19 protein-coding genes are annotated in these 20,976 nt (G+C 71.9%); 18 read left to right on the top strand and 1 reads right to left on the bottom strand.

Annotated elements, in window-relative coordinates; genetic code table 11:
* Positions 1-55: 55 nt before the first annotated feature.
* The 4 genes from MOV08_RS33330 (at position 56) to nusB (ending at position 3,234) form a co-directional block, all read left to right on the top strand.
* Complete coding sequence (locus MOV08_RS33330) at positions 56-970, top strand: Pro-rich N-terminal domain-containing protein (RefSeq protein ID WP_275310004.1); 915 nt, start codon at positions 56-58, stop codon at positions 968-970.
* Positions 971-1,036: 66 nt separating this feature from the next.
* A complete protein-coding gene (locus tag MOV08_RS33335; protein ID WP_275310006.1) occupies positions 1,037-2,161 on the top strand; it encodes an aminopeptidase P family protein in 1,125 nt (374 codons plus the stop codon).
* A 66-nt stretch (positions 2,162-2,227) separates the two neighbouring features.
* The gene (gene efp, locus MOV08_RS33340; RefSeq protein ID WP_016572352.1) at positions 2,228-2,794 is read left to right on the top strand and encodes an elongation factor P; all 567 of its coding nucleotides are present in this window, start codon (positions 2,228-2,230) and stop codon (positions 2,792-2,794) included.
* Positions 2,795-2,796: 2 nt separating this feature from the next.
* Complete coding sequence (nusB, locus tag MOV08_RS33345; protein ID WP_039638025.1) at positions 2,797-3,234, top strand: transcription antitermination factor NusB; 438 nt, start codon at positions 2,797-2,799, stop codon at positions 3,232-3,234.
* Positions 3,235-3,443: 209 nt separating this feature from the next.
* Here the strand turns inward: nusB and bldD are convergent, their stop codons facing one another.
* The gene (bldD, locus tag MOV08_RS33350) at positions 3,444-3,944 is read right to left on the bottom strand and encodes a transcriptional regulator BldD (RefSeq protein WP_018539834.1); all 501 of its coding nucleotides are present in this window, start codon (positions 3,942-3,944) and stop codon (positions 3,444-3,446) included.
* Between the two features lie 222 nt (positions 3,945-4,166).
* Between bldD and pyrR the strand changes: the two genes are divergently transcribed.
* From pyrR to MOV08_RS33420, 14 genes are all read left to right on the top strand, one after another.
* Positions 4,167-4,805 (top strand): bifunctional pyr operon transcriptional regulator/uracil phosphoribosyltransferase PyrR, encoded by a 639-nt coding sequence (pyrR, locus tag MOV08_RS33355; protein WP_039638028.1) that lies wholly within the window; start codon positions 4,167-4,169, stop codon positions 4,803-4,805.
* 94 nt (positions 4,806-4,899) lie between these two features.
* Positions 4,900-5,877 (top strand): aspartate carbamoyltransferase catalytic subunit, encoded by a 978-nt coding sequence (locus MOV08_RS33360; protein ID WP_039638029.1) that lies wholly within the window; start codon positions 4,900-4,902, stop codon positions 5,875-5,877.
* Positions 5,878-5,882: 5 nt separating this feature from the next.
* On the top strand, positions 5,883-7,169 hold the full coding sequence (locus MOV08_RS33365) for a dihydroorotase (RefSeq protein WP_039638030.1): 1,287 nt from the start codon (positions 5,883-5,885) through the stop codon (positions 7,167-7,169).
* Complete coding sequence (locus MOV08_RS33370) at positions 7,166-7,753, top strand: PH-like domain-containing protein (protein ID WP_275310008.1); 588 nt, start codon at positions 7,166-7,168, stop codon at positions 7,751-7,753. The genes MOV08_RS33365 and MOV08_RS33370 overlap by 4 nt, the downstream gene beginning before the upstream one ends.
* Positions 7,750-8,925, top strand: coding sequence for a glutamine-hydrolyzing carbamoyl-phosphate synthase small subunit (gene carA, locus MOV08_RS33375; protein ID WP_275310009.1), 1,176 nt, complete (start codon positions 7,750-7,752; stop codon positions 8,923-8,925). The genes MOV08_RS33370 and carA overlap by 4 nt, the downstream gene beginning before the upstream one ends.
* Positions 8,918-12,229 carry a carbamoyl-phosphate synthase large subunit gene (gene carB, locus MOV08_RS33380; RefSeq protein WP_275310010.1) on the top strand — a complete coding sequence of 1,104 codons (3,312 nt, stop codon included), beginning with the start codon at positions 8,918-8,920 and terminating at the stop codon, positions 12,227-12,229. The genes carA and carB overlap by 8 nt, the downstream gene beginning before the upstream one ends.
* Before the next feature lie 81 nt (positions 12,230-12,310).
* Positions 12,311-13,420: a quinone-dependent dihydroorotate dehydrogenase gene (locus MOV08_RS33385; protein ID WP_275311975.1), complete on the top strand. Its 1,110-nt coding sequence runs from the start codon at positions 12,311-12,313 to the stop codon at positions 13,418-13,420.
* Entirely contained in the window at positions 13,417-14,259 is an 843-nt protein-coding gene (gene pyrF, locus MOV08_RS33390; protein ID WP_039638036.1) for an orotidine-5'-phosphate decarboxylase, read from the top strand. The genes MOV08_RS33385 and pyrF overlap by 4 nt, the downstream gene beginning before the upstream one ends.
* A 205-nt stretch (positions 14,260-14,464) precedes the next feature.
* Positions 14,465-14,788 carry an integration host factor gene (locus tag MOV08_RS33395; RefSeq protein ID WP_039638037.1) on the top strand — a complete coding sequence of 108 codons (324 nt, stop codon included), beginning with the start codon at positions 14,465-14,467 and terminating at the stop codon, positions 14,786-14,788.
* A gap of 38 nt (positions 14,789-14,826) precedes the next feature.
* Positions 14,827-15,447 carry a guanylate kinase gene (gene gmk / locus MOV08_RS33400; protein ID WP_052287018.1) on the top strand — a complete coding sequence of 207 codons (621 nt, stop codon included), beginning with the start codon at positions 14,827-14,829 and terminating at the stop codon, positions 15,445-15,447.
* Positions 15,448-15,526: 79 nt separating this feature from the next.
* Complete coding sequence (gene rpoZ, locus MOV08_RS33405) at positions 15,527-15,802, top strand: DNA-directed RNA polymerase subunit omega (protein ID WP_039638039.1); 276 nt, start codon at positions 15,527-15,529, stop codon at positions 15,800-15,802.
* A gap of 141 nt (positions 15,803-15,943) precedes the next feature.
* Complete coding sequence (gene coaBC / locus MOV08_RS33410; RefSeq protein WP_275311977.1) at positions 15,944-17,173, top strand: bifunctional phosphopantothenoylcysteine decarboxylase/phosphopantothenate--cysteine ligase CoaBC; 1,230 nt, start codon at positions 15,944-15,946, stop codon at positions 17,171-17,173.
* 274 nt (positions 17,174-17,447) lie between these two features.
* Entirely contained in the window at positions 17,448-18,656 is a 1,209-nt protein-coding gene (gene metK / locus MOV08_RS33415) for a methionine adenosyltransferase (protein WP_039638041.1), read from the top strand.
* Positions 18,657-18,770: 114 nt separating this feature from the next.
* Positions 18,771-20,912: a primosomal protein N' gene (locus MOV08_RS33420; protein ID WP_078875983.1), complete on the top strand. Its 2,142-nt coding sequence runs from the start codon at positions 18,771-18,773 to the stop codon at positions 20,910-20,912.
* Positions 20,913-20,976: the final 64 nt, after the last annotated feature.

A 20,976-nucleotide genomic window follows, 5' to 3' on the forward strand; every position in this document is an offset into this window, starting at 1 on the left:
CCGCCCGGTGCGCCGCCCCGCACCACGTCGACCGCACGAGACGGAGAGCCACCGGATGCAGTACGCAGTGGGGGCTCCGCTGCCACCGCCCCGCGGCCCGCTTCACACCCAAGGCGCCGGCATGAGCATGAACTGGACGCCGCACCCCGGCCAGCCCCACCCGCCCGGCGCGCCGCACGCCCCCGCGGTCCCGCCGCCGCCTCCCGCCCCGCCGGTGCCCGCCGCCCCGGGCCAGGGCGGCTGGCCCGCCCCCGCACCCCACCAGGCCCCGCCCGCCGCGCCGCACCCGAACCAGCCCGCCGCGCCGCACCCGAGCTCGCCCAGCCCGCACAGCGGGGACATCACCGGCCACATCCAGCTGCCCCCCGGCGCCCTCGTCCCGGTACCCAGCAACGCCACCCCGGACGCCGCGCACGCCGCCGTCGCGGTGCTGCTGATCGGCCCGGCCGGCGCCGGCAAGACCAGCGTCGCCCGGCACTGGGCCGACACCCGGCGGGTGCCGACCGCGCACATCAGCCTGGACGACGTCCGGGAATGGGTCCGGGCCGGTTTCGCGGACCCGCAGTCCGGCTGGAACGACAACTCCGAGGCGCAGTACCGGCTCGCCCGCCGCACCTGCGGCTTCGCCGCCCGCAACTTCCTCGCCAACGGCATCTCCTGCATCCTCGACGACGCGGTCTTCCCGGACCGCCCGGTGGTCGGCCTCGGCGGCTGGAAACGCCACGTCGGCCCCGGCCTGCTGCCGATCGTGCTGCTCCCGGGCCTGGAGGTCGTCCTGGAGCGCAACGCCCGGCGCACCGGCAACCGCCGTCTCTCCGACGAGGAAGTGGCCCGGATCCACGGCCGGATGGCCGGCTGGTACGGCTCCGGCCTGCCGATCATCGACAACTCCCAGCACGACGTCGCCACCACCGTGCGCGCCCTCGACGAGGTCGTCGCCCGCGGCCTCGCCAGCCCGCCCAGCTGGTAGCCGGTCCCGTCCCCCGGCCGGCCGTCTCGAACGGCCGCCCGGGGAGAGCGGTCGTACGCTGGCGATATGTCCGAGTTGTACGCAGTCCGACGCGCGCAGCTGCGCGACCGCTGCGCCGCAACCGGAAGTACCGCCGCCCTGATCTCCCGCCCCGCCAACGTCCGCTATCTCACCGGCTGCACCCCGCCCGGCGCCGCCCTGCTGCTCGGCCCCGGCGGTCCCGGCGGCCCCGGCGGCGATGTTCTGGTCTGCTGCCGTCCGCTGACCGGCGACCCCACCGAGGGGCGGCCCGCCGACGACGTACGGGTCACGGTGCTGCCCGCCCGCGACACCGACCCCGTCGTGGCCGCCGCCGGCCTGGCCGCCAAGGCGGGCGCGGAGGTCCTGGCCGTCGAGGAGCACCACCTCACCGTCACCCGCCACCGGGCGCTGTCCCAGGTCGCCCCACGGATGCGGCTCGCCGACCTGGCCTGCGCCGTCGAGGCGCAGCGGCTGGTGAAGGACGACGACGAGATCGCCTGCCTGCGGATCGCCGCCGAGATCAGCGACCAGGCGCTGGGCGAACTCCTGGAGTCGATCCTGGTCGGCCGCACCGAGCGGCACCTCGCGCTCGAACTGGAGCGCCGCCTGGTCGACCACGGCGCGGACGGCCCGGCCTTCGCCACCTCCGTCGCCACCGGTCCGAACTCCGGGCGTGCCGGGCACCTGCCCACCGACCGGCGCGTCGAGGAGGGCGACTTCCTGACCGTCGGGCTGGGCGCGAACTACCGCGGCTACCGCTGCGAGATCGGCCGCACCTTCGTCATCGGCACCACCCCGGCGGACTGGCAGATCGAGCTGTACGACCTGGTCTTCGCCGCCCAGAAGGCCGGTCGGGAGGCGCTGGCGCCGGGCGTGGAGTGCCACGAGGTGGACCGGGTGACCCGTCATATCCTGGAGACGGCGGGCCACGGAGACGGCCTCGGACCGTGGACCGGGCACGGTGTCGGACTCGAAATCGACGAGGACCCTCAGTTGTCACCCGGCGCCATGGGTAAACTGGACGCTTGCGTGCCGGTCACCGTCGAGCCAGGGGTCCACATCCCGGGCCGTGGGGGTGTCCGGATCGACGACACCCTCGTCGTCCGCCCCGAGGCGGACGGCGGACCCGAGCTACTCACGATCACGACCAAGGAGCTGCTCGCCCTGTGAGCCACCGGGCTCGCTGCGGGCGGTTCCTCGGTATCCACCACCTGTAGTCCAGGAGATTCCGCAACCGTGGCTTCCACGAACGACCTCAAGAACGGCATGGTGCTCAAGCTCGAAGGCGGCCAGCTCTGGTCCGTCGTCGAGTTCCAGCACGTCAAGCCCGGTAAGGGCCCGGCCTTCGTCCGTACCAAGCTCAAGCACGTGCTCTCCGGCAAGGTGGTGGACAAGACCTTCAACGCCGGCACCAAGGTCGAGACGGCGACCGTCGACAAGCGGGGCATGCAGTTCTCGTACATGGACGGCGACTACTTCGTCTTCATGGACATGGACACCTACGATCAGCTGCACATCGACCGCAAGACCGTCGGTGACGCCGCCAACTTCCTGCTTGAGGGCTTCGAGGCCGTCGTCGCGCAGAACGAGGGCCAGGTCCTCTACGTCGAGCTGCCGGCCGCCGTCGAGCTGGTCATCAAGGAGACCGAGCCGGGCCTCCAGGGCGACCGCTCCACCGGTGGCACCAAGCCCGCCACGCTGGAGACCGGCTACGAGATCCAGGTCCCGCTCTTCATCACCACCGGTGAGAAGATCAAGGTCGACACCCGTACCGGCGACTACCTCGGCCGGGTGAACAGCTAACCGTGGCTGCCCGCACCAAGGCCCGTAAGCGCGCCTTCCAGATCCTCTTCGAGGCCGACCAGCGCGGTGCCGATGTGCAGTCCGTGCTCGCGGACTGGATGCGCCATGCCCGGACCGACCCCCGGCAGCCGCCGGTGCACGAGTACACCCTGGAACTGGTCGAGGGGTACGCGGACCACGTCGCCCGCATCGACGAGCTGATCTCCACCTACTCGGTCGACTGGGACCTGGACCGGATGCCGGCGGCCGACCGCTCCATCCTGCGGCTCGGGGCCTACGAGCTGTTGTGGGTGGACGGCACGCCGGACGCGGTGGCGATCGACGAGGCCGTGCAGCTGGCCAAGGAGTTCTCCACGGACGACTCGCCGTCCTTCGTCAACGGCCTGCTGGCCCGGCTCAAGGAGCTGAAGCCGGGGCTGCGCCGCGAGGAGACGCGCTGATCCGGTCGTACGGCCGCTGATCGGCTTGAGACCCGAGGCACCGAACGGGCCCGGAGCGATGCGACATCGCTCCGGGCCCGTTCGTCTGCCGCGTGCGTCCCTCTCCGAGCGCCCCGGGGGCCGTGACAGCCCCGGATACGCCGACCGCCGCCCCGGGCAGCCCGGAGCGGCGGTACGTTTCTGCTGGTGAAGCGAAGGGGCGAGGCCGGTCAGATCTCCTCGTGCTGCACGGCCCGGCGGGCATCCGCGTCCAGCACGCCCCAGCTGATCAGCTGCTCGGTGAGCACCGAAGGCGACTGGTCGTAGATCACCGCGAGGGTGCGCAGGTCGTCCTGGCGGATCGAGAGGACCTTGCCGTTGTAGTCCCCGCGCTGGCTCTGGATGGTGGCGGCATAGCGCTGGAGCGGGCCGGCCTTCTCCTGCGGTACGTGGGCCAGGCGCTCCAGGTCCAGCACGAGCTTCGGCGGCGGCTCTGCGGCGCCGCCCGGCGTCGTGCCCGGCAGCAGCTCCTGCACCGGCACGCCGTAGAAGTCCGCGAGCTCCGCGAGGCGCTGGACGGTCACGGCACGGTCGCCGCGCTCGTACGACCCCACGACCACGGCCTTCCACCGGCCCTGGGACTTCTCCTCGACGCCATGGAGAGAGAGGCCCTGCTGGGTACGGATGGCGCGGAGCTTGGCCCCGAGCTGTTTAGCGTATTCGCTGGACATAAAGCTCCCCAGACGGCTGTATCGACATGCGGCTCCGCCGCGTGGCTGGTAACTCACTGTGAGGTTACGCAGCGTAATCTGACTTCGTCAAGCCGAATGGGGCAGACCATCACCCGTCAGGGGGGCGTACGGGTCTCCGAGGGCCTCCTGATAGCCTGAACCTCGTAATTCCGACGTCCTTTAAAGTCCGTCCCGTGAGGCGGAGAAGGAGGTCCGTTTCGTATGGACGCACGCAGTTCCGACTCGCGCACGCAAGCTCCCGCCCGGCCGGTGCTCGAAGGCCCCGACATCGCGCGGATGCTGACCCGTATTGCCCACGAAATCGTCGAGCGCGCCAAGGGCGCGGACGATGTGGTGCTGCTGGGAATCCCCACCCGCGGCGTATTCCTCGCCCGGCGGCTGGCCGCCAAGCTCGAGGAGATCACCGGTCGCGCCATTCCGGTCGGCTCGCTCGACATCACGATGTACCGCGACGACCTCCGCCTGGGTCCGGCCCGCACGCTGGCCCGCACGGAGATCCCCACCGACGGCATCGAGGGCCGGCTGGTCCTCCTCGTCGACGACGTCCTCTTCTCCGGACGCACCATCCGCGCCGCCCTGGACGCCCTGGGCGACATCGGGCGCCCGCGTGCCGTGCAGCTCGCCGTCCTGGTCGACCGCGGCCACCGGGAGCTGCCGATCCGCGCCGACTACGTGGGCAAGAACCTCCCCACGTCGCTGCGGGAGGCGGTCAAGGTCCAGCTCACCGAGGAGGACGGCCGCGACGCCGTGCTGCTCGGCCTGCGCTCCGCGCCGTCCCGCCCCGGCTCCGACGCCGCGTCCTCGGCGGCCGAGCAGACCGTCCCGGCCGACGAGCGCTAGCGCACGCGCGTACGGACCCGGTGACCCCGGGCCCGCACCCATGCCTGCTCAACGGACATTCCCGTACACCTCCCTCACACCCGGAGATAACCGGATGAAGCGTCACCTCATCTCGGCCGCCGATCTCACGCGGGACGACGCCGTGCTGATCCTCGACACCGCCGAGGAAATGGCCCGGGTCGCCGACCGGCCGATCAAGAAGCTCCCCGCCCTGCGCGGACGCACCGTCTGCAACCTCTTCTTCGAGGACTCGACCCGGACCCGGATCTCCTTCGAGGCCGCCGAGAAGCGGCTCTCCGCGGACGTCATCAACTTCGCCGCCAAGGGGTCCAGCGTCTCCAAGGGCGAGTCGCTCAAGGACACCGCCCAGACCCTGGAGGCGATGGGCGTCGACGCCGTCGTCATCCGGCACAGCGCCTCCGGCGCCCCCTACCGGCTGGCCACCTCCGGCTGGATCGACGCCCCCGTGATCAACGCCGGCGACGGCACCCACCAGCACCCCACCCAGGCCCTGCTGGACGCCTTCACCATGCGGCGCCGGCTCGTCGGCCCGGACGCCGGGCTCGGCCAGGACCTCGCCGGGAAGCGCATCACCCTCGTCGGCGACGTCCTGCACAGCCGCGTCGCCCGCTCCAACGTCGACCTGCTGCACACCCTCGGCGCCGAGGTCACCCTCGTCGCGCCGCCCACCCTGGTGCCGGTCGGCGTCGAGACCTGGCCGTGCGAGGTCTCCTACGACCTCGACAGCGTGCTGCCCAAGTCCGACGCCGTGATGATGCTGCGGGTGCAGCGCGAGCGGATGAACGCCGCCTTCTTCCCGACCGAGCGCGAGTACTCGCGCCGCTACGGCCTGGACGGCGACCGGATGGCGCGGATGCCCGAGCACGCCATCGTGATGCACCCCGGCCCGATGGTCCGCGGCATGGAGATCACCGCCGAGGTCGCCGACTCCGACCGCTGCACGGTCGTCGAACAGGTCGCCAACGGCGTCTCCATCCGGATGGCCGTCCTCTACCTGCTGCTCGGCGGCAACGAGCCCGCCCTCACCAACCCCCGTACCGAGGAGAAGTAAGACCCATGAGCAAGATCCTGATCCGCGGTGCGAAGGTGCTCGGTGGTGCGCCGCAGGACGTCCTGATCGACGGGGAGTTCATCGAGGCGGTGGGCACCGGTCTGTCCGCCGAGGGCGCCGAGGTCATCGAGGCCGACGGCAAGGTCCTGCTGCCGGGCCTGGTCGACCTGCACACCCATCTGCGCGAGCCCGGCCGGGAGGACTCCGAGACCGTCCTGACCGGCACCCGGGCCGCGGCCAGCGGCGGCTACACCGCGGTGTTCGCCATGGCCAACACCTTCCCGGTCGCCGACACCGCCGGCGTCGTCGAGCAGGTCTACCGGCTGGGCAAGGAGTCCGGCTACTGCGACGTGCAGCCCATCGGCGCGGTCACCGTCGGCCTGGCGGGCAAGAAGCTCGCCGAGCTGGGCGCGATGCACGAGTCCGCGGCCGGCGTCACGGTCTTCTCCGACGACGGCAAGTGCGTCGACGACGCGGTGATCATGCGGCGCGCCCTGGAGTACGTGAAGGCGTTCGGCGGTGTCGTCGCCCAGCACGCCCAGGAGCCGCGGCTGACCGAGGGCGCTCAGATGAACGAGGGCATCGTCTCGGCCGAACTGGGGCTGGGCGGCTGGCCGGCCGTCGCCGAGGAGTCGATCATCGCCCGGGACGTGCTGCTCGCCGAGCACGTCGGCTCCCGGGTCCACATCTGCCACCTCTCGACCGCCGGCAGCGTGGAGATCGTCCGCTGGGCCAAGTCCCGCGGCATCGACGTGACCGCCGAGGTCACCCCGCACCACCTGCTTCTCACCGACGAGCTGGTGCGCAGCTACAACCCGGTCTACAAGGTCAACCCGCCGCTGCGCACCGAGCGCGACGTGCTGGCGCTGCGCGAGGCCCTCGCCGACGGCACCATCGACATCGTCGCCACCGACCACGCCCCGCACCCGCACGAGGACAAGGACTGCGAGTGGGCCGCGGCGGCGATGGGCATGGTGGGCCTGGAGACCGCGCTGTCGGTCGTCCAGCACACCATGGTCGAGACCGGGCTGCTGGACTGGGCCGGCGTCGCCGACCGGATGTCCGCCACCCCGGCCCGGATCGGGCAGCTGGCCGGCCACGGGCGCCCCGTCTCGGCCGGCGAGCCCGCCAACCTCACGCTGGTCGATTCCGCTTACCGTGGAGAGGTGGACCCCGCCGGTTTCGCCTCCCGCAGCCGCAACACCCCCTACGAGGGCCGTGAGCTGCCGGGACGCGTCACCCACACCTTCCTGCGGGGCCGCGCAACGGTCGTCGACGGGAAGCTGGCGTGACTCCTTCACTCATCCACGTGGCCGCGGCCCCGCACTCCGCCCCGGTCACCGACTGGGCCGGACGCATCGCCTGGGTGGTCGGTCTGCTGGTCTTCGTCGTCTTCGTCTACTGGCTGATGCGCCAGGGCTGGAAGTGGCGCGGCACCCTCCAGGGCGATCTGCCCGAGCTGCCGACCGCGCCCGACGACGCGGCCGAGCCGCGGCTGACCCTCAGCGGCCGCTACCACGGCTCGACCACCGCCGGGCAGTGGCTCGACCGGATCGTCGCCCGTGACCTGGGCACCCGCAGCAAGGCCGAACTGACCCTGACCGAACAGGGCCTGGACGTCGTGCGGCCCGGCGCCACCGACTTCTTCGTACCGGCCGCCGCCCTGCGCGGCGCCCGCCTGGAGGCGGGCATCGCCGGCAAGGTCCTCCCCGAGGGCGGCCTGCTGGTCGTCACCTGGGAGCACGGCGGCAAGCAGATCGACTCCGGCTTCCGCTCCGACCGGGCCGGCGAACACCCCGCCTGGGTCGAGGCCATCAACCAGCTCAGCAGCACCGAGCACACCACCGAGCACACCGAAACGGAAGGCGCACGATGACGACCTCCACCAAGGGGACCGGCAAAATCCCCGCCGTACTCGTCCTGGAGGACGGCCGCACCTTCCGCGGCCGTGCCTACGGGGCCGTGGGGGAGACCTTCGGCGAGGCGGTGTTCTCCACCGGCATGACCGGCTACCAGGAGACGCTGACCGACCCCTCGTACCACCGCCAGGTCGTCGTCATGACCTCCCCGCACGTCGGCAACACCGGCGTGAACGACGAGGACCCCGAGTCCGCGCGGATCTGGGTCTCCGGCTACGTCGTCCGCGACCCCGCCCGGGTCCCGTCCAACTGGCGCTCCCGCCGCTCCCTCGACGAGGAGCTGCGCCACCAGGGCGTCGTCGGCATCTGCGGCATCGACACCCGCGCGCTCACCCGCCACCTGCGCGAGCGCGGCGCGATGCGGGCCGGCATCTTCTCCGGCAACGCGCTGCCCGACGAGGGCACGATGCTCGCCGAGGTGCGCCAGCAGCCCGAGATGCAGGGCGCCGACCTCTCCGCGCAGGTCGCCACCAAGGAGCCGTACGTCGTGCCGGCGATCGGTGCGAAGAAGTTCACCGTCGCCGCGGTCGACCTCGGCATCAAGGGCATGACCCCGCACCGGATGGCCGAGCGCGGCATCGAGGTGCACGTCCTGCCGGCCACCGCCACCGCCGAGGACGTCTACGCGGTCAACCCCGACGGCGTGTTCTTCTCCAACGGGCCGGGCGACCCGGCCACCGCCGACCACCCGGTCGCCGTGATGCGCGAGGTGCTCTCCCGGAAGACGCCGCTGTTCGGCATCTGCTTCGGCAACCAGATCCTGGGCCGGGCGCTGGGCTTCGGCACGTACAAGCTCAAGTACGGGCACCGCGGCATCAACCAGCCGGTGCAGGACCGCACGACCGGCAAGGTCGAGATCACCGCGCACAACCACGGGTTCGCCGTGGACGCCCCGCTCGACAAGGTTTCCGACACTCCCTTCGGCCGCGCCGAGGTCTCCCACGTCTGCCTCAATGACAACGTGGTGGAGGGGCTCCAGCTCCTGGACCAGCCGGCCTTCAGCGTTCAGTACCACCCCGAGGCGGCCGCCGGCCCGCACGACGCCGCGTACCTCTTCGACCGGTTCGTCGAGCTTATGCGAGACAACAATCAGCACAGCGTTTCTCTGATGGAGGGCCAGCGTGCCTAAGCGCACCGATATCCAGTCCGTCCTGGTCATCGGCTCCGGCCCGATCGTCATCGGTCAGGCCGCCGAGTTCGACTACTCCGGCACCCAGGCATGCCGGGTCCTCAAGTCCGAGGGCCTGCGCGTCGTCCTGGTCAACTCCAACCCGGCCACGATCATGACCGACCCGGAGATCGCCGACGCCACGTACGTCGAGCCGATCACCCCGGAGTTCGTCGAGAAGATCATCGCCAAGGAGCGCCCCGACGCGCTCCTGCCCACCCTCGGGGGTCAGACGGCCCTGAACACCGCGATCTCCCTGCACGGGTCCGGCGTCCTCGACAAGTACGGCGTGGAGCTGATCGGCGCCCATGTCGAGGCGATCCACAAGGGCGAGGACCGCGACCTGTTCAAGGAGGTCGTCGAGGAGGTCAACCGCAAGATCGGCCACGGCGAGTCCGCCCGCTCGGTCATCTGCCACTCCATGGACGACGTCCTGGCGGGCGTCGAGGAGCTCGGCGGCTACCCGGTCGTCGTCCGCCCGTCCTTCACCATGGGCGGCGCCGGCTCCGGCTTCGCGCACGACGAGGAGGAACTGCGCCGGATCGCCGGCCAGGGCCTGACGCTCTCCCCGACCACCGAGGTGCTCCTGGAGGAGTCCATCCTCGGCTGGAAGGAGTACGAGCTGGAGCTGATGCGCGACAAGCACGACAACGTCGTGGTCGTCTGCTCCATCGAGAACTTCGACCCGATGGGCGTGCACACCGGCGACTCGATCACCGTCGCGCCGGCGATGACGCTCACCGACCGCGAGTACCAGATCCTGCGGGACGTCGGCATCGCGATCATCCGCGAGGTCGGCGTCGACACCGGCGGCTGCAACATCCAGTTCGCGGTGAACCCCGAGGACGGTCGCGTGATCGTCATCGAGATGAACCCGCGGGTGTCGCGCTCGTCCGCCCTCGCCTCCAAGGCCACCGGCTTCCCGATCGCGAAGATCGCGGCGAAGCTGGCCGTCGGCTACACCCTGGACGAGATCCCCAACGACATCACCCGGGAGACCCCGGCGTCGTTCGAGCCCACCCTCGACTACGTCGTGGTCAAGGTGCCGCGGTTCGCCTTCGAGAAGTTCCCGGCCGCCGACGCCACCCTCACCACCACCATGAAGTCGGTCGGCGAGGCGATGGCCATCGGCCGCAACTTCACCGAGGCGCTCAACAAGGCGCTGCGCTCGCTGGAGAAGAAGGGCAGCCAGTTCGCCTTCACCGGCGAGCCCGGTGACAAGGCCGAGCTGCTGGAGCGGGCCCAGGTCCCGACCGACGGCCGGATCAACACGGTCATGGCGGCGATCCGGGCCGGCGCCACCCCGCAGGAGGTCTTCGACGCCACCAAGATCGACCCGTGGTTCGTCGACCAGCTCTTCCTGATCAAGGAGGTCGCGGACGAGATCGCGGCCGCCGACAAGCTCGAACCGGAAATCCTTGCGGAAGCAAAGCGTCACGGCTTCTCGGACGCCCAGATCGCGGCCGTCCGCGACCTGCGCGAGGACGTCGTCCGCGAGGTCCGGCACGCGCTGGGCATCCGCCCGGTCTACAAGACGGTCGACACCTGCGCGGCCGAGTTCGCGGCGCGGACCCCGTACTTCTACTCGTCCTACGACGAGGAGACCGAGGTCGCCTCCCGCGAGAAGCCCGCGGTGATCATCCTCGGCTCCGGCCCCAACCGCATCGGCCAGGGCATCGAGTTCGACTACTCCTGCGTCCACGCCAGCTTCGCGCTCAGCGACGCCGGCTACGAGACCGTGATGGTCAACTGCAACCCGGAGACCGTCTCCACCGACTACGACACCTCCGACCGGCTCTACTTCGAGCCGCTCACCCTGGAGGACGTGCTGGAGATCGTGCACGCCGAGTCCCAGGCGGGCCCGGTCGCCGGCGTGATCGTCCAGCTCGGCGGGCAGACCCCGCTCGGCCTGGCGCAGGCCCTCAAGGACAACGGCGTGCCGATCGTCGGCACCTCGCCCGAGGCCATCGACCTCGCCGAGGAGCGCGGCGCGTTCGGCCGGGTGCTGACCGAGGCCGGGCTGCCGGCCCCCAAGTACGGCACCGCCTTCTCCTTCGCCGAGGCCAAGGACATCGCCGCCGAGATCGGCTACCCGGTCATGGTCCGCCCCTCCTACGTGCTCGGCGGCCGCGGCATGGAGATCGTGTACGACGAGCCCTCGCTGGCCGAGTACCTGGAGCGGCACGCCGGCCTGATCGACCGGCACCCGGTCCTCATCGACCGGTTCCTCGACGACGCCATCGAGATCGACGTGGACGCGCTCTACGACGGCCACGAGCTCTACCTCGGCGGCGTCATGGAGCACATCGAGGAGGCCGGCATCCACTCCGGCGACTCCGCCTGCGCGCTGCCCCCGATCACCCTCGGCGGCTTCGACATCAAGCGGCTGCGAGCCTCCACCGAGGCCATCGCCAAGGGCGTCGGCGTCCGCGGACTGATCAACATCCAGTTCGCGATGGCCGGGGACATCCTCTACGTCCTCGAAGCCAACCCGCGCGCCTCACGCACCGTGCCCTTCACCTCGAAGGCCACCGCGGTCCCGCTGGCCAAGGCGGCCGCCCGGATCTCGCTCGGCGCCACCATCGCCGAGCTGCGGGCCGAGGGCATGCTGCCCAGGACCGGTGACGGCGGCACGCTGCCGATGGACGCGCCGATCTCCGTCAAGGAGGCGGTCATGCCCTGGTCGCGGTTCCGGGACGCCTCGGGCCGCGGCGTGGACACCGTCCTCGGCCCGGAGATGCGCTCCACCGGCGAGGTCATGGGCATCGACTCGGTCTTCGGCAGGGCGTACGCCAAGTCGCAGGCCGGCGCCTACGGCGCGCTGCCCACCAAGGGCCGGGCGTTCGTCTCCGTCGCCAACCGCGACAAGCGCTCGATGATCTTCCCCGCCCGCGAGCTGGTCGCCCACGGCTTCGAGCTGCTGGCCACCTCCGGCACCGCCGAGGTGCTGCGCCGCAACGGCATCAAGGCCACCGTGGTGCGCAAGCAGTCCGAGGGCCAGGGCCCGAACGGCGAGAAGACCATCGTCCAGCTGATCCACGACGGCCAGGTCGACCTGATCGTCAACACCCCCTACGGGACCGGCGGTCGGCTCGACGGCTACGACATCCGCACCGCCTCCGTGGCCCGCGGCATCCCGTGCCTGACCACGGTCCAGGCGCTGGCCGCCGCCGTCCAGGGCATCGAGGCGACGTCCCGCGGCGACGTCGGGGTGCGCTCCCTCCAGGAGCACGCCCGGCAACTGACCGCGGCCCGCGAGGAGTAGGCCGGGAGAGGGGGACACCGCAGCGGTGTCCCCCTCTTCATGAGCCCACCCGACCCCTCGCGCAAAGGCCCTGCCACCACCATGTACCGCCTGTTCTTCCAGCTGGTCTTCCAGCGCATGGACCCCGAGAAGGCCCACCACCTGGCCTTCCGCTGGATCCGCCTGGCCGCCCGCCTCCCCGTGCTGCGCACCTTCGTCGCGGCCGCCCTCGCCCCCCGCCACAAGGAGCTGCGCACCGAGGCCCTGGGCCGCCGGATGCACGGCCCGTTCGGCCTGGCCGCCGGCTTCGACAAGAACGCCGTCGCCATCGACGGCATGACCATGCTCGGCTTCGACCACGTCGAGATCGGCACGGTCACCGCCCAGCCGCAGCCCGGCAACCCCAAGAAGCGGCTGTTCCGGCTGGTGCCGGACCGCGCGCTGATCAACCGGATGGGGTTCAACAACGACGGCTCGGCGGCGGTCGCGGCCCGGCTGGCCGCCCGCAACCCGGTCTTCCGGACCACCGTCGGCGTCAACATCGGCAAGACCAAGATCGTTCCGGAGTCCGAGGCGATCGGCGACTACGTCACCTCCACCGAGCGCCTGGCCCGGCACGCCGACTACCTGGTCGTCAACGTCTCCTCGCCGAACACGCCGGGGCTGCGCAACCTCCAAGCCGTCGACCACCTGCGCCCGCTGCTCACCGCGGTCCGCGAGGCCGCCGACCGCACGGTCACCGACCGCCGGGTCCCGCTGCTGGTCAAGATCGCCCCCGACCTCGCGGACGAGGACGTGGACGCGGTCGCCGACCTCGCCCTGGAACTGGGCCTGGACGGCATCATCGCCACCAACACCACCATCGCCCGCGACGGCCTGGGCCTGACCTCCGACCCCAAGCTGACCGCCGAGACCGGCGGCCTCTCCGGCGCCCCCCTCAAGGAGCGCTCCCTGGAGGTCCTGCGCCGCCTCTACGCCCGGGTCGGCGACCGGATCACCCTGATCGGCGTCGGCGGCATCGAGACCGCCGAGGACGCCTGGCAGCGCATCCTCGCCGGCGCCACCCTCGTCCAGGGCTACAGCGCCTTCATCTACCAGGGCCCGTTCTGGTGCCGCGCGATCCACAAGGGCCTGGCCGCGCGCCTGCGCAACAGCCCGTACGCCACCCTCGCCGACGCGGTCGGCGCCGACCACAAGAAGGTGACCTCATGACGGCCAGCCCCGAGCCCTTCGGCGCCCGCCTCCGCCGTGCCATGGACGAGCGCGGCCCGCTGTGCGTCGGCATCGACCCGCACGCCTCGCTGCTGGCCGACTGGGGCCTGAACGACGACGTCGCGGGCCTGGCCCGGTTCACCCGGACCGTGGTGGAGGCGCTCGGCGAGCACGTCGCGGTCTTCAAGCCGCAGTCGGCCTTCTTCGAGCGGTTCGGCTCGCGCGGCATCGCCGTCCTGGAGACCGCCGTCGAGGAGGCCCGGGACCGCGGTGCGCTCATCCTCATGGACGCCAAGCGCGGCGACATCGGTTCCACCATGAGCGCCTACGCCGAGGCGTTCCTGCGCCCGGACTCGCCGCTGTTCTCGGACGCGCTCACGGTCTCCCCGTACCTCGGCTACGGCTCCTTGCGGCCCGCCGTGGAGCTGGCGCGGCAGAGCGGCGCGGGGCTCTTCGTGCTCGGCCTGACCTCCAACCCGGAGGGCGCGGAGGTCCAGCGGGCGGTCCGCGAGGACGGCCGCAGCGTCGCCGCGACCATGCTCGGCCACCTGGCCGCCGAGAACGCCGGAGCCGAGCCGCTGGGGTCCTTCGGCGCGGTCGTCGGCGCCACCCTCGGCGATCTCTCCGCCTTCGACCTGGCGATCAACGGCCCGCTGCTGGCGCCCGGCATCGGGGCGCAGGGCGCCACCCCCGCGGACCTGCCCACCGTCTTCGGCAAGGCGGTCCGCAACGTGGTCCCGAGCGTGAGCCGGGGAGTGCTGAAGCACGGTCCGGACACCGGCGCGCTGCGCGCGGCGGCGGCCCGCTGCGCCGACGAAGTGCGCGCGGCCGTCGCATAACGCGGTTATTTGGTCCCGAAATGTCCTGGTCAGCTGAGTCTGACCAGGACTTTTCGTCTGTTCTCGCTGACTCCAGCGCGATCGGCCGCTAGTCTCCGTCGAGAGCACTGCACGTAAGCGCGTTGCTCGTTGCTCCGCTGTTGCGGGGCGACTAGGTTCCACACCGGTCCGTATCCGACAGTTCGACATCCGAGGTGACGTAGGCGTGGCTCTTCCGCCCCTTACCCCTGAACAGCGCGCTGCCGCGCTCGAAAAGGCCGCCGCGGCTCGCCGGGAGCGCGCCGAGGTCAAGAATCGGCTCAAGCACTCCGGGGCCTCCCTGCACGAGGTCATCCAGCAGGGCCAGAAAAACGATGTCATCGGCAAGATGAAGGTCTCCGCCCTCCTGGAGTCCCTGCCGGGCGTGGGCAAGGTCCGCGCGAAGCAGATCATGGAGCGACTCGGCATCTCCGAGAGCCGCCGGGTCCGCGGTCTGGGGTCCAACCAGATCGCATCGCTGGAGCGCGAGTTCGGCGGCAGCGGCGCCTGAGTTTTCCGGCACCGCCGGGAAGCTGGAATAATCGCTGCATGAGTTCAGCAGTCTCCCGGGGGTCCGCCCCCGTACCCCCGGCCAGACAACCGCGCCTGACCGTGCTCTCCGGCCCCTCGGGGGTCGGCAAGAGCACGGTCGTCGCGCATCTGCGCAAGGTCCATCCGGAAATCTGGCTCTCGGTCTCGGCCACCACCCGTAGGCCGCGCCCGGGGGAGCGTCACGGCGTCCAGTACTTCTTCGTCGAGGACGAGGAGTTCGACAAGCTCATCGCCAACGGTGAGCTGCTGGAATGGGCCGAGTTCGCCGGCAACCGCTACGGCACCCCGCGCAAGGCGGTGCTGGACCGGCTGGAGGCCGGCGAGCCGGTCCTGCTGGAGATCGACCTGCAGGGCGCCCGTCAGGTGCGCGAGTCCATGTCGGACGCCAATCTGGTCTTCCTGGCCCCGCCGAGCTGGGAGGAGCTGGTCCGCCGGCTCACCGGCCGCGGCACGGAGGCGCCCGAGGTCATCGACCGGCGCCTGGAGGCGGCCCGGATCGAACTCGCGGCGGAGAAGGAGTTCGACGTGACGCTCGTCAACACCTCCGTCGAGGACGTCAGCCGTGAGCTGCTAGCCTTGATGCTGCGCCGCCCTGAAGACCGGACCACCGGCGACTGACTCCGGTCCCGATCGCGGCGCCACGGATTTCGGCGCCTGTGCGCCATCACCTGCTTCATCCCCTTTCGGAAGGTAGAGAGTGTCCTCTTCCATCACCGCACCCGAGGGCATCATCAACCCGCCCATTGATGAGCTGCTCGAGGCCACCGACTCGAAGTACAGCCTCGTGATCTACGCCGCCAAGCGTGCGCGCCAGATCAACGCGTACTACTCCCAGCTCGGCGAGGGCCTGCTGGAGTACGTCGGCCCGCTGGTCGACACCCACGTGCACGAGAAGCCGCTGTCGATCGCGCTCCGCGAGATCAACGCCGGTCTGCTGACCTCGGAGGCCATCGAGGGCCCGGCCGGCCAGTAAGCGGCACCGCAACCCTCACCAAGGGCCCGGCAGGTTCCCCCAGCTCCACGTTGGGGGTGCCCCTGCCGGGCCCTTGGTGTGCCGGGAGGGCATAGGTTGAGGGTCATGCGTGCGGACCTAGGCTCGGGGAGCGGGGAAACGATGGACAAGCGGGAGCGACCCAGGGTCGTCCTGGGGGTGAGCGGCGGGATCGCCGCCTACAAGGCGTGCGAGCTGCTGCGCCGGCTCACGGAGTCCGGCCACGACGTGCGCGTCGTGCCGACCGCCTCGGCGCTGCACTTCGTCGGGGAGGCCACCTGGTCGGCGCTGTCCGGCAACCCGGCCACCACCGAGGTCTGGGAGTCCGTCCACGAGGTCCCGCACGTCCGCATCGGTCAGGCCGCCGACCTCGTCGTGGTCGCCCCGGCCACCGCCGACATGCTGGCCAAGGCCGCCCACGGCCTCGCCGACGACCTGCTGACCAACACCCTGCTCACCGCCCGCTGCCCGGTGATCTTCGCGCCCGCGATGCACACCGAGATGTGGGAGAACCCCGCCACCCAGGAGAACGTCGCCACGCTGCGGCGCCGCGGCGCGCTGGTCATCGAGCCCGCGGTGGGCCGGCTCACCGGCGTCGACACCGGCAAGGGCCGCTTCCCCGACCCGGTGGAGATCTTCGAGCTGTGCCGCCACGTGCTGGCCCGTGGTGCCAAGGGCCTGCCGCAGGACCTGGCCGGCCGCCACGTCGTGGTCAGCGCCGGCGGCACCCGCGAGCCGCTGGACCCGGTGCGCTACCTGGGCAACCGCTCCTCCGGCAAGCAGGGCTACGCCCTCGCCCGCACCGCCGCGGCCCGCGGCGCCCGGGTCACCCTGGTCGCCGGCAACACCGAGCTGCCCGACCCGGCCGGCGTGGACGTGGTCCGCATCGGCACCGCCCGGCAGCTGCGCGAGGCCGTGCTGAAGGCCGCCGCGGACGCCGACGCGGTGGTGATGGCCGCCGCGGTCGCCGACTTCCGCCCCGCCGTCTACGCCACCGGCAAGATCAAGAAGCAGGAGGGCCAGGAGCCGGAACCGGTCGCCCTGGTACGGAATCCGGACATCCTCGCCGAGCTCTCCGCCGACCGGGCCCGCCCCGGCCAGCTGGTCGTCGGCTTCGCCGCCGAGACCGACGACGTGCTCGCCAACGGCCGCGCCAAGCTCGCCCGCAAGGGCTGCGACCTCCTGGTCGTCAACGAGGTCGGCGAGCACAAGACCTTCGGCTCGACTGAGAACGAGGCCGTGATCCTGGCCACTGACGGCACCGAGACCCCCGTCCCGTACGGTCCGAAAGAAGCCCTCGCGGACACCGTCTGGGACCTGGTCGTCCCCCGACTGGCCGAGTCCCGCCCCTGACGCCGCCGACCCGTACGGAACCTCCGTGGCGGGCCGCCGAGGATGCGTATTCGGCCACCAAAAATCGGTGTGCCCCCTTGACCCGACCGATCCGCAAGGTGATCGTCACTACCGTGAGTCAGTGGTGTCCCAGGTCACGGGGGTTCCATAAATCGAGACTGATTGCCCGGACGCCACATTCGACCGATAAACTGGCAGCGGATCCGGCCGAGCGCAGCTCTCGGCCGTTCCGCTAAATGATCAGCCAGCAGCCGCTGCAACCCCAGGGAGCGATGTGTCCCGCCGCCTGTTCACCTCGGAGTCCGTCACCGAGGGCCACCCCGACAAGATCGCTGACCAGATCAGCGACACGATTCTCGACGCGCTCCTGAAGGAGGACCCGACTTCCCGGGTCGCCGTGGAGACGTTGATCACCACCGGCCTGGTGCACGTCGCCGGCGAGGTGACGACCAAGGCGTACGCCGACATCCCCAACCTTGTCCGGAACAAGATTCTGGAGATCGGCTACGACTCGTCCAAGAAGGGCTTCGACGGTGCCTCCTGCGGCGTGTCGGTGTCCATCGGCGCGCAGTCCCCGGACATCGCCCAGGGTGTCGACACCGCCCACGAGTTCCGCGTCGAGGGCGACGACGACGAGCTGGACCGCCAGGGCGCGGGCGACCAGGGCCTGATGTTCGGTTTCGCCTGCGACGAGACCCCCGAGCTGATGCCGCTCCCGATCTACCTGGCGCACCGTCTCTCGCGCCGGCTCTCGGAGGTCCGCAAGAACGGGACGATCCCCTACCTCCGCCCTGACGGCAAGACCCAGGTCACCATCGAGTACGACGGCAACAAGGCCGTCCGCCTCGACACCGTGGTGGTCTCCTCCCAGCACGCCAGCGACATCGACCTGGACTCGCTGCTGGCGCCCGACATCCGCGAGTTCGTCGTCGAGTACGTCCTCAACGAGCTCGTCGAGGACGGCATCAAGCTGGACACCGACGGCTACCGCCTGCTGGTCAACCCGACCGGTCGCTTCGAGATCGGCGGCCCGATGGGCGACGCCGGCCTGACCGGTCGCAAGATCATCATCGACACCTACGGCGGCATGGCCCGCCACGGTGGCGGCGCCTTCTCCGGCAAGGACCCGTCCAAGGTCGACCGCTCCGCCGCGTACGCGATGCGCTGGGTCGCCAAGAACGTGGTCGCCGCCGGCCTCGCCTCGCGCTGCGAGGTCCAGGTCGCCTACGCGATCGGCAAGGCCGAGCCGGTCGGTCTCTTCGTCGAGACCTTCGGTACCAACGCGGTCGACACCGACAAGATCGAGCAGGCCATCGGCGAGGTCTTCGACCTCCGCCCGGCCGCGATCATCCGCGCCCTCGACCTGCTCCGCCCGATCTACTCCCAGACCGCCGCCTACGGCCACTTCGGCCGTGAGCTGGAGGACTTCACCTGGGAGCGCACCGACCGGGTGGAGGCCCTCCGCAAGGCCGCTGGCCTCTAAGGCTCCGCACCACCAGGGCTACCACCGAGGGCCCCGGACCGCTGGTCGGTCCGGGGCCCTCGGCCGTTCCCGCGCACCCGCCGTTGTCGGTGCCGTCTGCTAAGACTGGTTGCTGTGAGCAGGGAGAACGGGCGGGAACCGGGGGAGCAGGGCGAGCAACTGGCCCTGATCCGGGAGACCGTGCGGGAGACGAAGGCGGAGCGGGCCAAGCCGCGTACCTGGCGGGGGGCCGCGCTGGCGCCCCGGCTGCCGGTGGCAAGGGTGCTGGTGGACAAGGGCCCCGTGCACCTGGACAAGCTCTGGGACTACGCGGTGCCCGCCGCCATGGACGCCGAGGCCCAGCCCGGGGTGCGGGTGCGGGTGCGGTTCGGCGCGGGCACCGGCAAGGTGCGCGAGGGGCGCCGCGAGGGCGGGGGACTGCTCGACGGGTACCTCGTCGAGCGGATCCCGGAGTCCGACTACCGCGGGCCGCTCGCCGCGCTCGCCCAGGTCGTCTCGCCGGAGCCGGTGCTCAGCGAGCCGTTGCTGGCGCTGTGCCGGGCGGTGGCCGACCGCTACGCCGGCTCGCTCGCCGACGTCCTGCAACTCGCCCTCCCACCGCGGAACGCCAAGGCCGAGGCGGCCCGCTTCCCGGTGCCCCCGCCGCCGCCCGCGGCCCCGGCGCCGGCGAGCTGGAGCCGGTATCCGGCCGGACCGGCGTTCCTGGAGGCGCTCGCCCGTGGGGACGCGCCACGGGCCGTGTGGACCGCCCTCCCGGGGCCGCACTGGCCGGCCGAGCTCGCCACCGCGGTGGCCGCCACCCTGGCGTCCGGCCGCGGCGCCCTGGTCGTGATGCCCGACGGGCGGTCGGCGGCCCGGGTCGAGGCGGCGCTGACCGAGCTGATCGGGTCGGGGCGGCACACCTTGCTGGTGGCGGAGTCGGGCCCCGAGGAGCGCTACCGCCGCTGGCTGGCGATACGCCGCGGCGCGGTGCGGGCCGTGGTCGGGACCCGCGCCGCCATGTACGCACCGGTCGCGGACCTCGGGCTCGTCGCCATCTGGGACGACGGCAATGGCAGCCACAGCGAGATCCACGCACCGCATCCGCACGCCCGGGACGTGCTCCTGCTCCGTGCCGTCCATGAGAAGGCCGCGTGCCTGGTCGGGGACGTGGGCCGCACGGTCGAGGCCACCCAGCTGGTGGAGAACGGCTGGGCGCGCTCGCTGGCGGCCGACCGCGAGGTGGTGCGCAGGGTGGCGCCGCTGGTCCGCACCGTCGACGAGACCGAGGAGGCGCGGGACGAGGCGGCGCGCGCCGCCCGGCTGCCGTCGCTCGCCTGGCAGACGGCGCGCCAGGCACTGGCCCGGGGGCCGGTCCTGGTGCAGGTCCCCCGGCGGGGGTACGTCCCCCGGCTGGCGTGCGGGCGCTGTCGGGAGCCGGCCCGGTGCCGGCACTGCGCGGGGCCGCTGGAGGCGCAGAGCCAGGGCAGCGCGCTGTGCTGCGGCTGGTGCGGGCAGGCGGCGCCGGACTGGGCCTGCCCGGAGTGCGGCGGCACCCGGCTGCGGGCGCAGATCGTCGGCGCGCGGCGGACGGCGGAGGAGCTCGGGCGGGCGTTTCCCGGCGTGCCGGTCCGCACCTCGGGCCGGGACCACATCCTGGAGACGGTCCCCGACCTGCCCGCGCTGGTGGTGAGCACGCCCGGCGCCGAACCGCTCGCCGAGGGCGCGGGCTATGCCGCGGCGCTGCTGCTGGACGGCTGGGCGCTGCTGGGCCGGCCGGATCTCCGCGCCGGTGAGGAGGCGCTGCGCCGCTGGTTGGGCGCGGCGGCGCTGGTCCGCGGCCAGGCGGAGGGCGGCACGGTGGTGGTGATCGCGGAGCCGACGCTGCGGCCCGTGCAGGCATTGGTACGCTGGGATCCGGTCGGCCATGCGGTCCGCGAGCTGGCCGAGCGGGCGGAGCTGGGGTTCCCGCCGGTGTCGAGGATGGCTTCCGTGGCGGGCCGTGCCGAGGATGTGGCGGGGCTGTTGGCGGCGGCCGAACTCCCTGCGGATGCCGAGGTGTTGGGCCCCGTTCCGGTGCCGGTGCCGGATCCCGGACGGCCCCGCCGGCCGGGGGATCCTCCGCCGGGCGAGGAGTGGGAGCGGGTGCTCGTACGGGTCCGACCGGGCCGGGGCGGGGCGCTGGCGGCGGCGCTGAAGGCGGCGCAGGCGGCCCGGCTGGTCAAGCGGGAGGGGCAGCCGCTCCGGGTGCGGGTCGATCCGCTGGACCTGGGCTGAGGGGCGCCGCGCGGTCCGGTGGGCGCCGCGTCGGCCGCGCGCGCGAACGGCCCGGTGTCGCACC

It is taken from the genome of Streptomyces yunnanensis, assembly GCF_029011865.1.
GTDB classification, from domain to species: domain Bacteria; phylum Actinomycetota; class Actinomycetes; order Streptomycetales; family Streptomycetaceae; genus Streptomyces; species Streptomyces yunnanensis.

Excerpts from the sequence above, each read along its gene's own strand:
- MOV08_RS33330 (WP_275310004.1), top strand. The coding sequence starts at position 56 with ATGCAGTACGCAGTGGGGGCTCCGCTGCCACCGCCCCGCGGCCCGCTT.
- MOV08_RS33335 (WP_275310006.1), top strand. The coding sequence starts at position 1,037 with ATGTCCGAGTTGTACGCAGTCCGACGCGCGCAGCTGCGCGACCGCTGC.
- bldD (WP_018539834.1), bottom strand. The coding sequence starts at position 3,944 with ATGTCCAGCGAATACGCTAAACAGCTCGGGGCCAAGCTCCGCGCCATC.
- pyrR (WP_039638028.1), top strand. The coding sequence starts at position 4,167 with ATGGACGCACGCAGTTCCGACTCGCGCACGCAAGCTCCCGCCCGGCCG.
- MOV08_RS33360 (WP_039638029.1), top strand. The coding sequence starts at position 4,900 with ATGAAGCGTCACCTCATCTCGGCCGCCGATCTCACGCGGGACGACGCC.
- MOV08_RS33365 (WP_039638030.1), top strand. The coding sequence starts at position 5,883 with ATGAGCAAGATCCTGATCCGCGGTGCGAAGGTGCTCGGTGGTGCGCCG.
- carA (WP_275310009.1), top strand. The coding sequence starts at position 7,750 with ATGACGACCTCCACCAAGGGGACCGGCAAAATCCCCGCCGTACTCGTC.
- MOV08_RS33385 (WP_275311975.1), top strand. The coding sequence starts at position 12,311 with ATGTACCGCCTGTTCTTCCAGCTGGTCTTCCAGCGCATGGACCCCGAG.
- pyrF (WP_039638036.1), top strand. The coding sequence starts at position 13,417 with ATGACGGCCAGCCCCGAGCCCTTCGGCGCCCGCCTCCGCCGTGCCATG.
- gmk (WP_052287018.1), top strand. The coding sequence starts at position 14,827 with ATGAGTTCAGCAGTCTCCCGGGGGTCCGCCCCCGTACCCCCGGCCAGA.
- coaBC (WP_275311977.1), top strand. The coding sequence starts at position 15,944 with ATGGACAAGCGGGAGCGACCCAGGGTCGTCCTGGGGGTGAGCGGCGGG.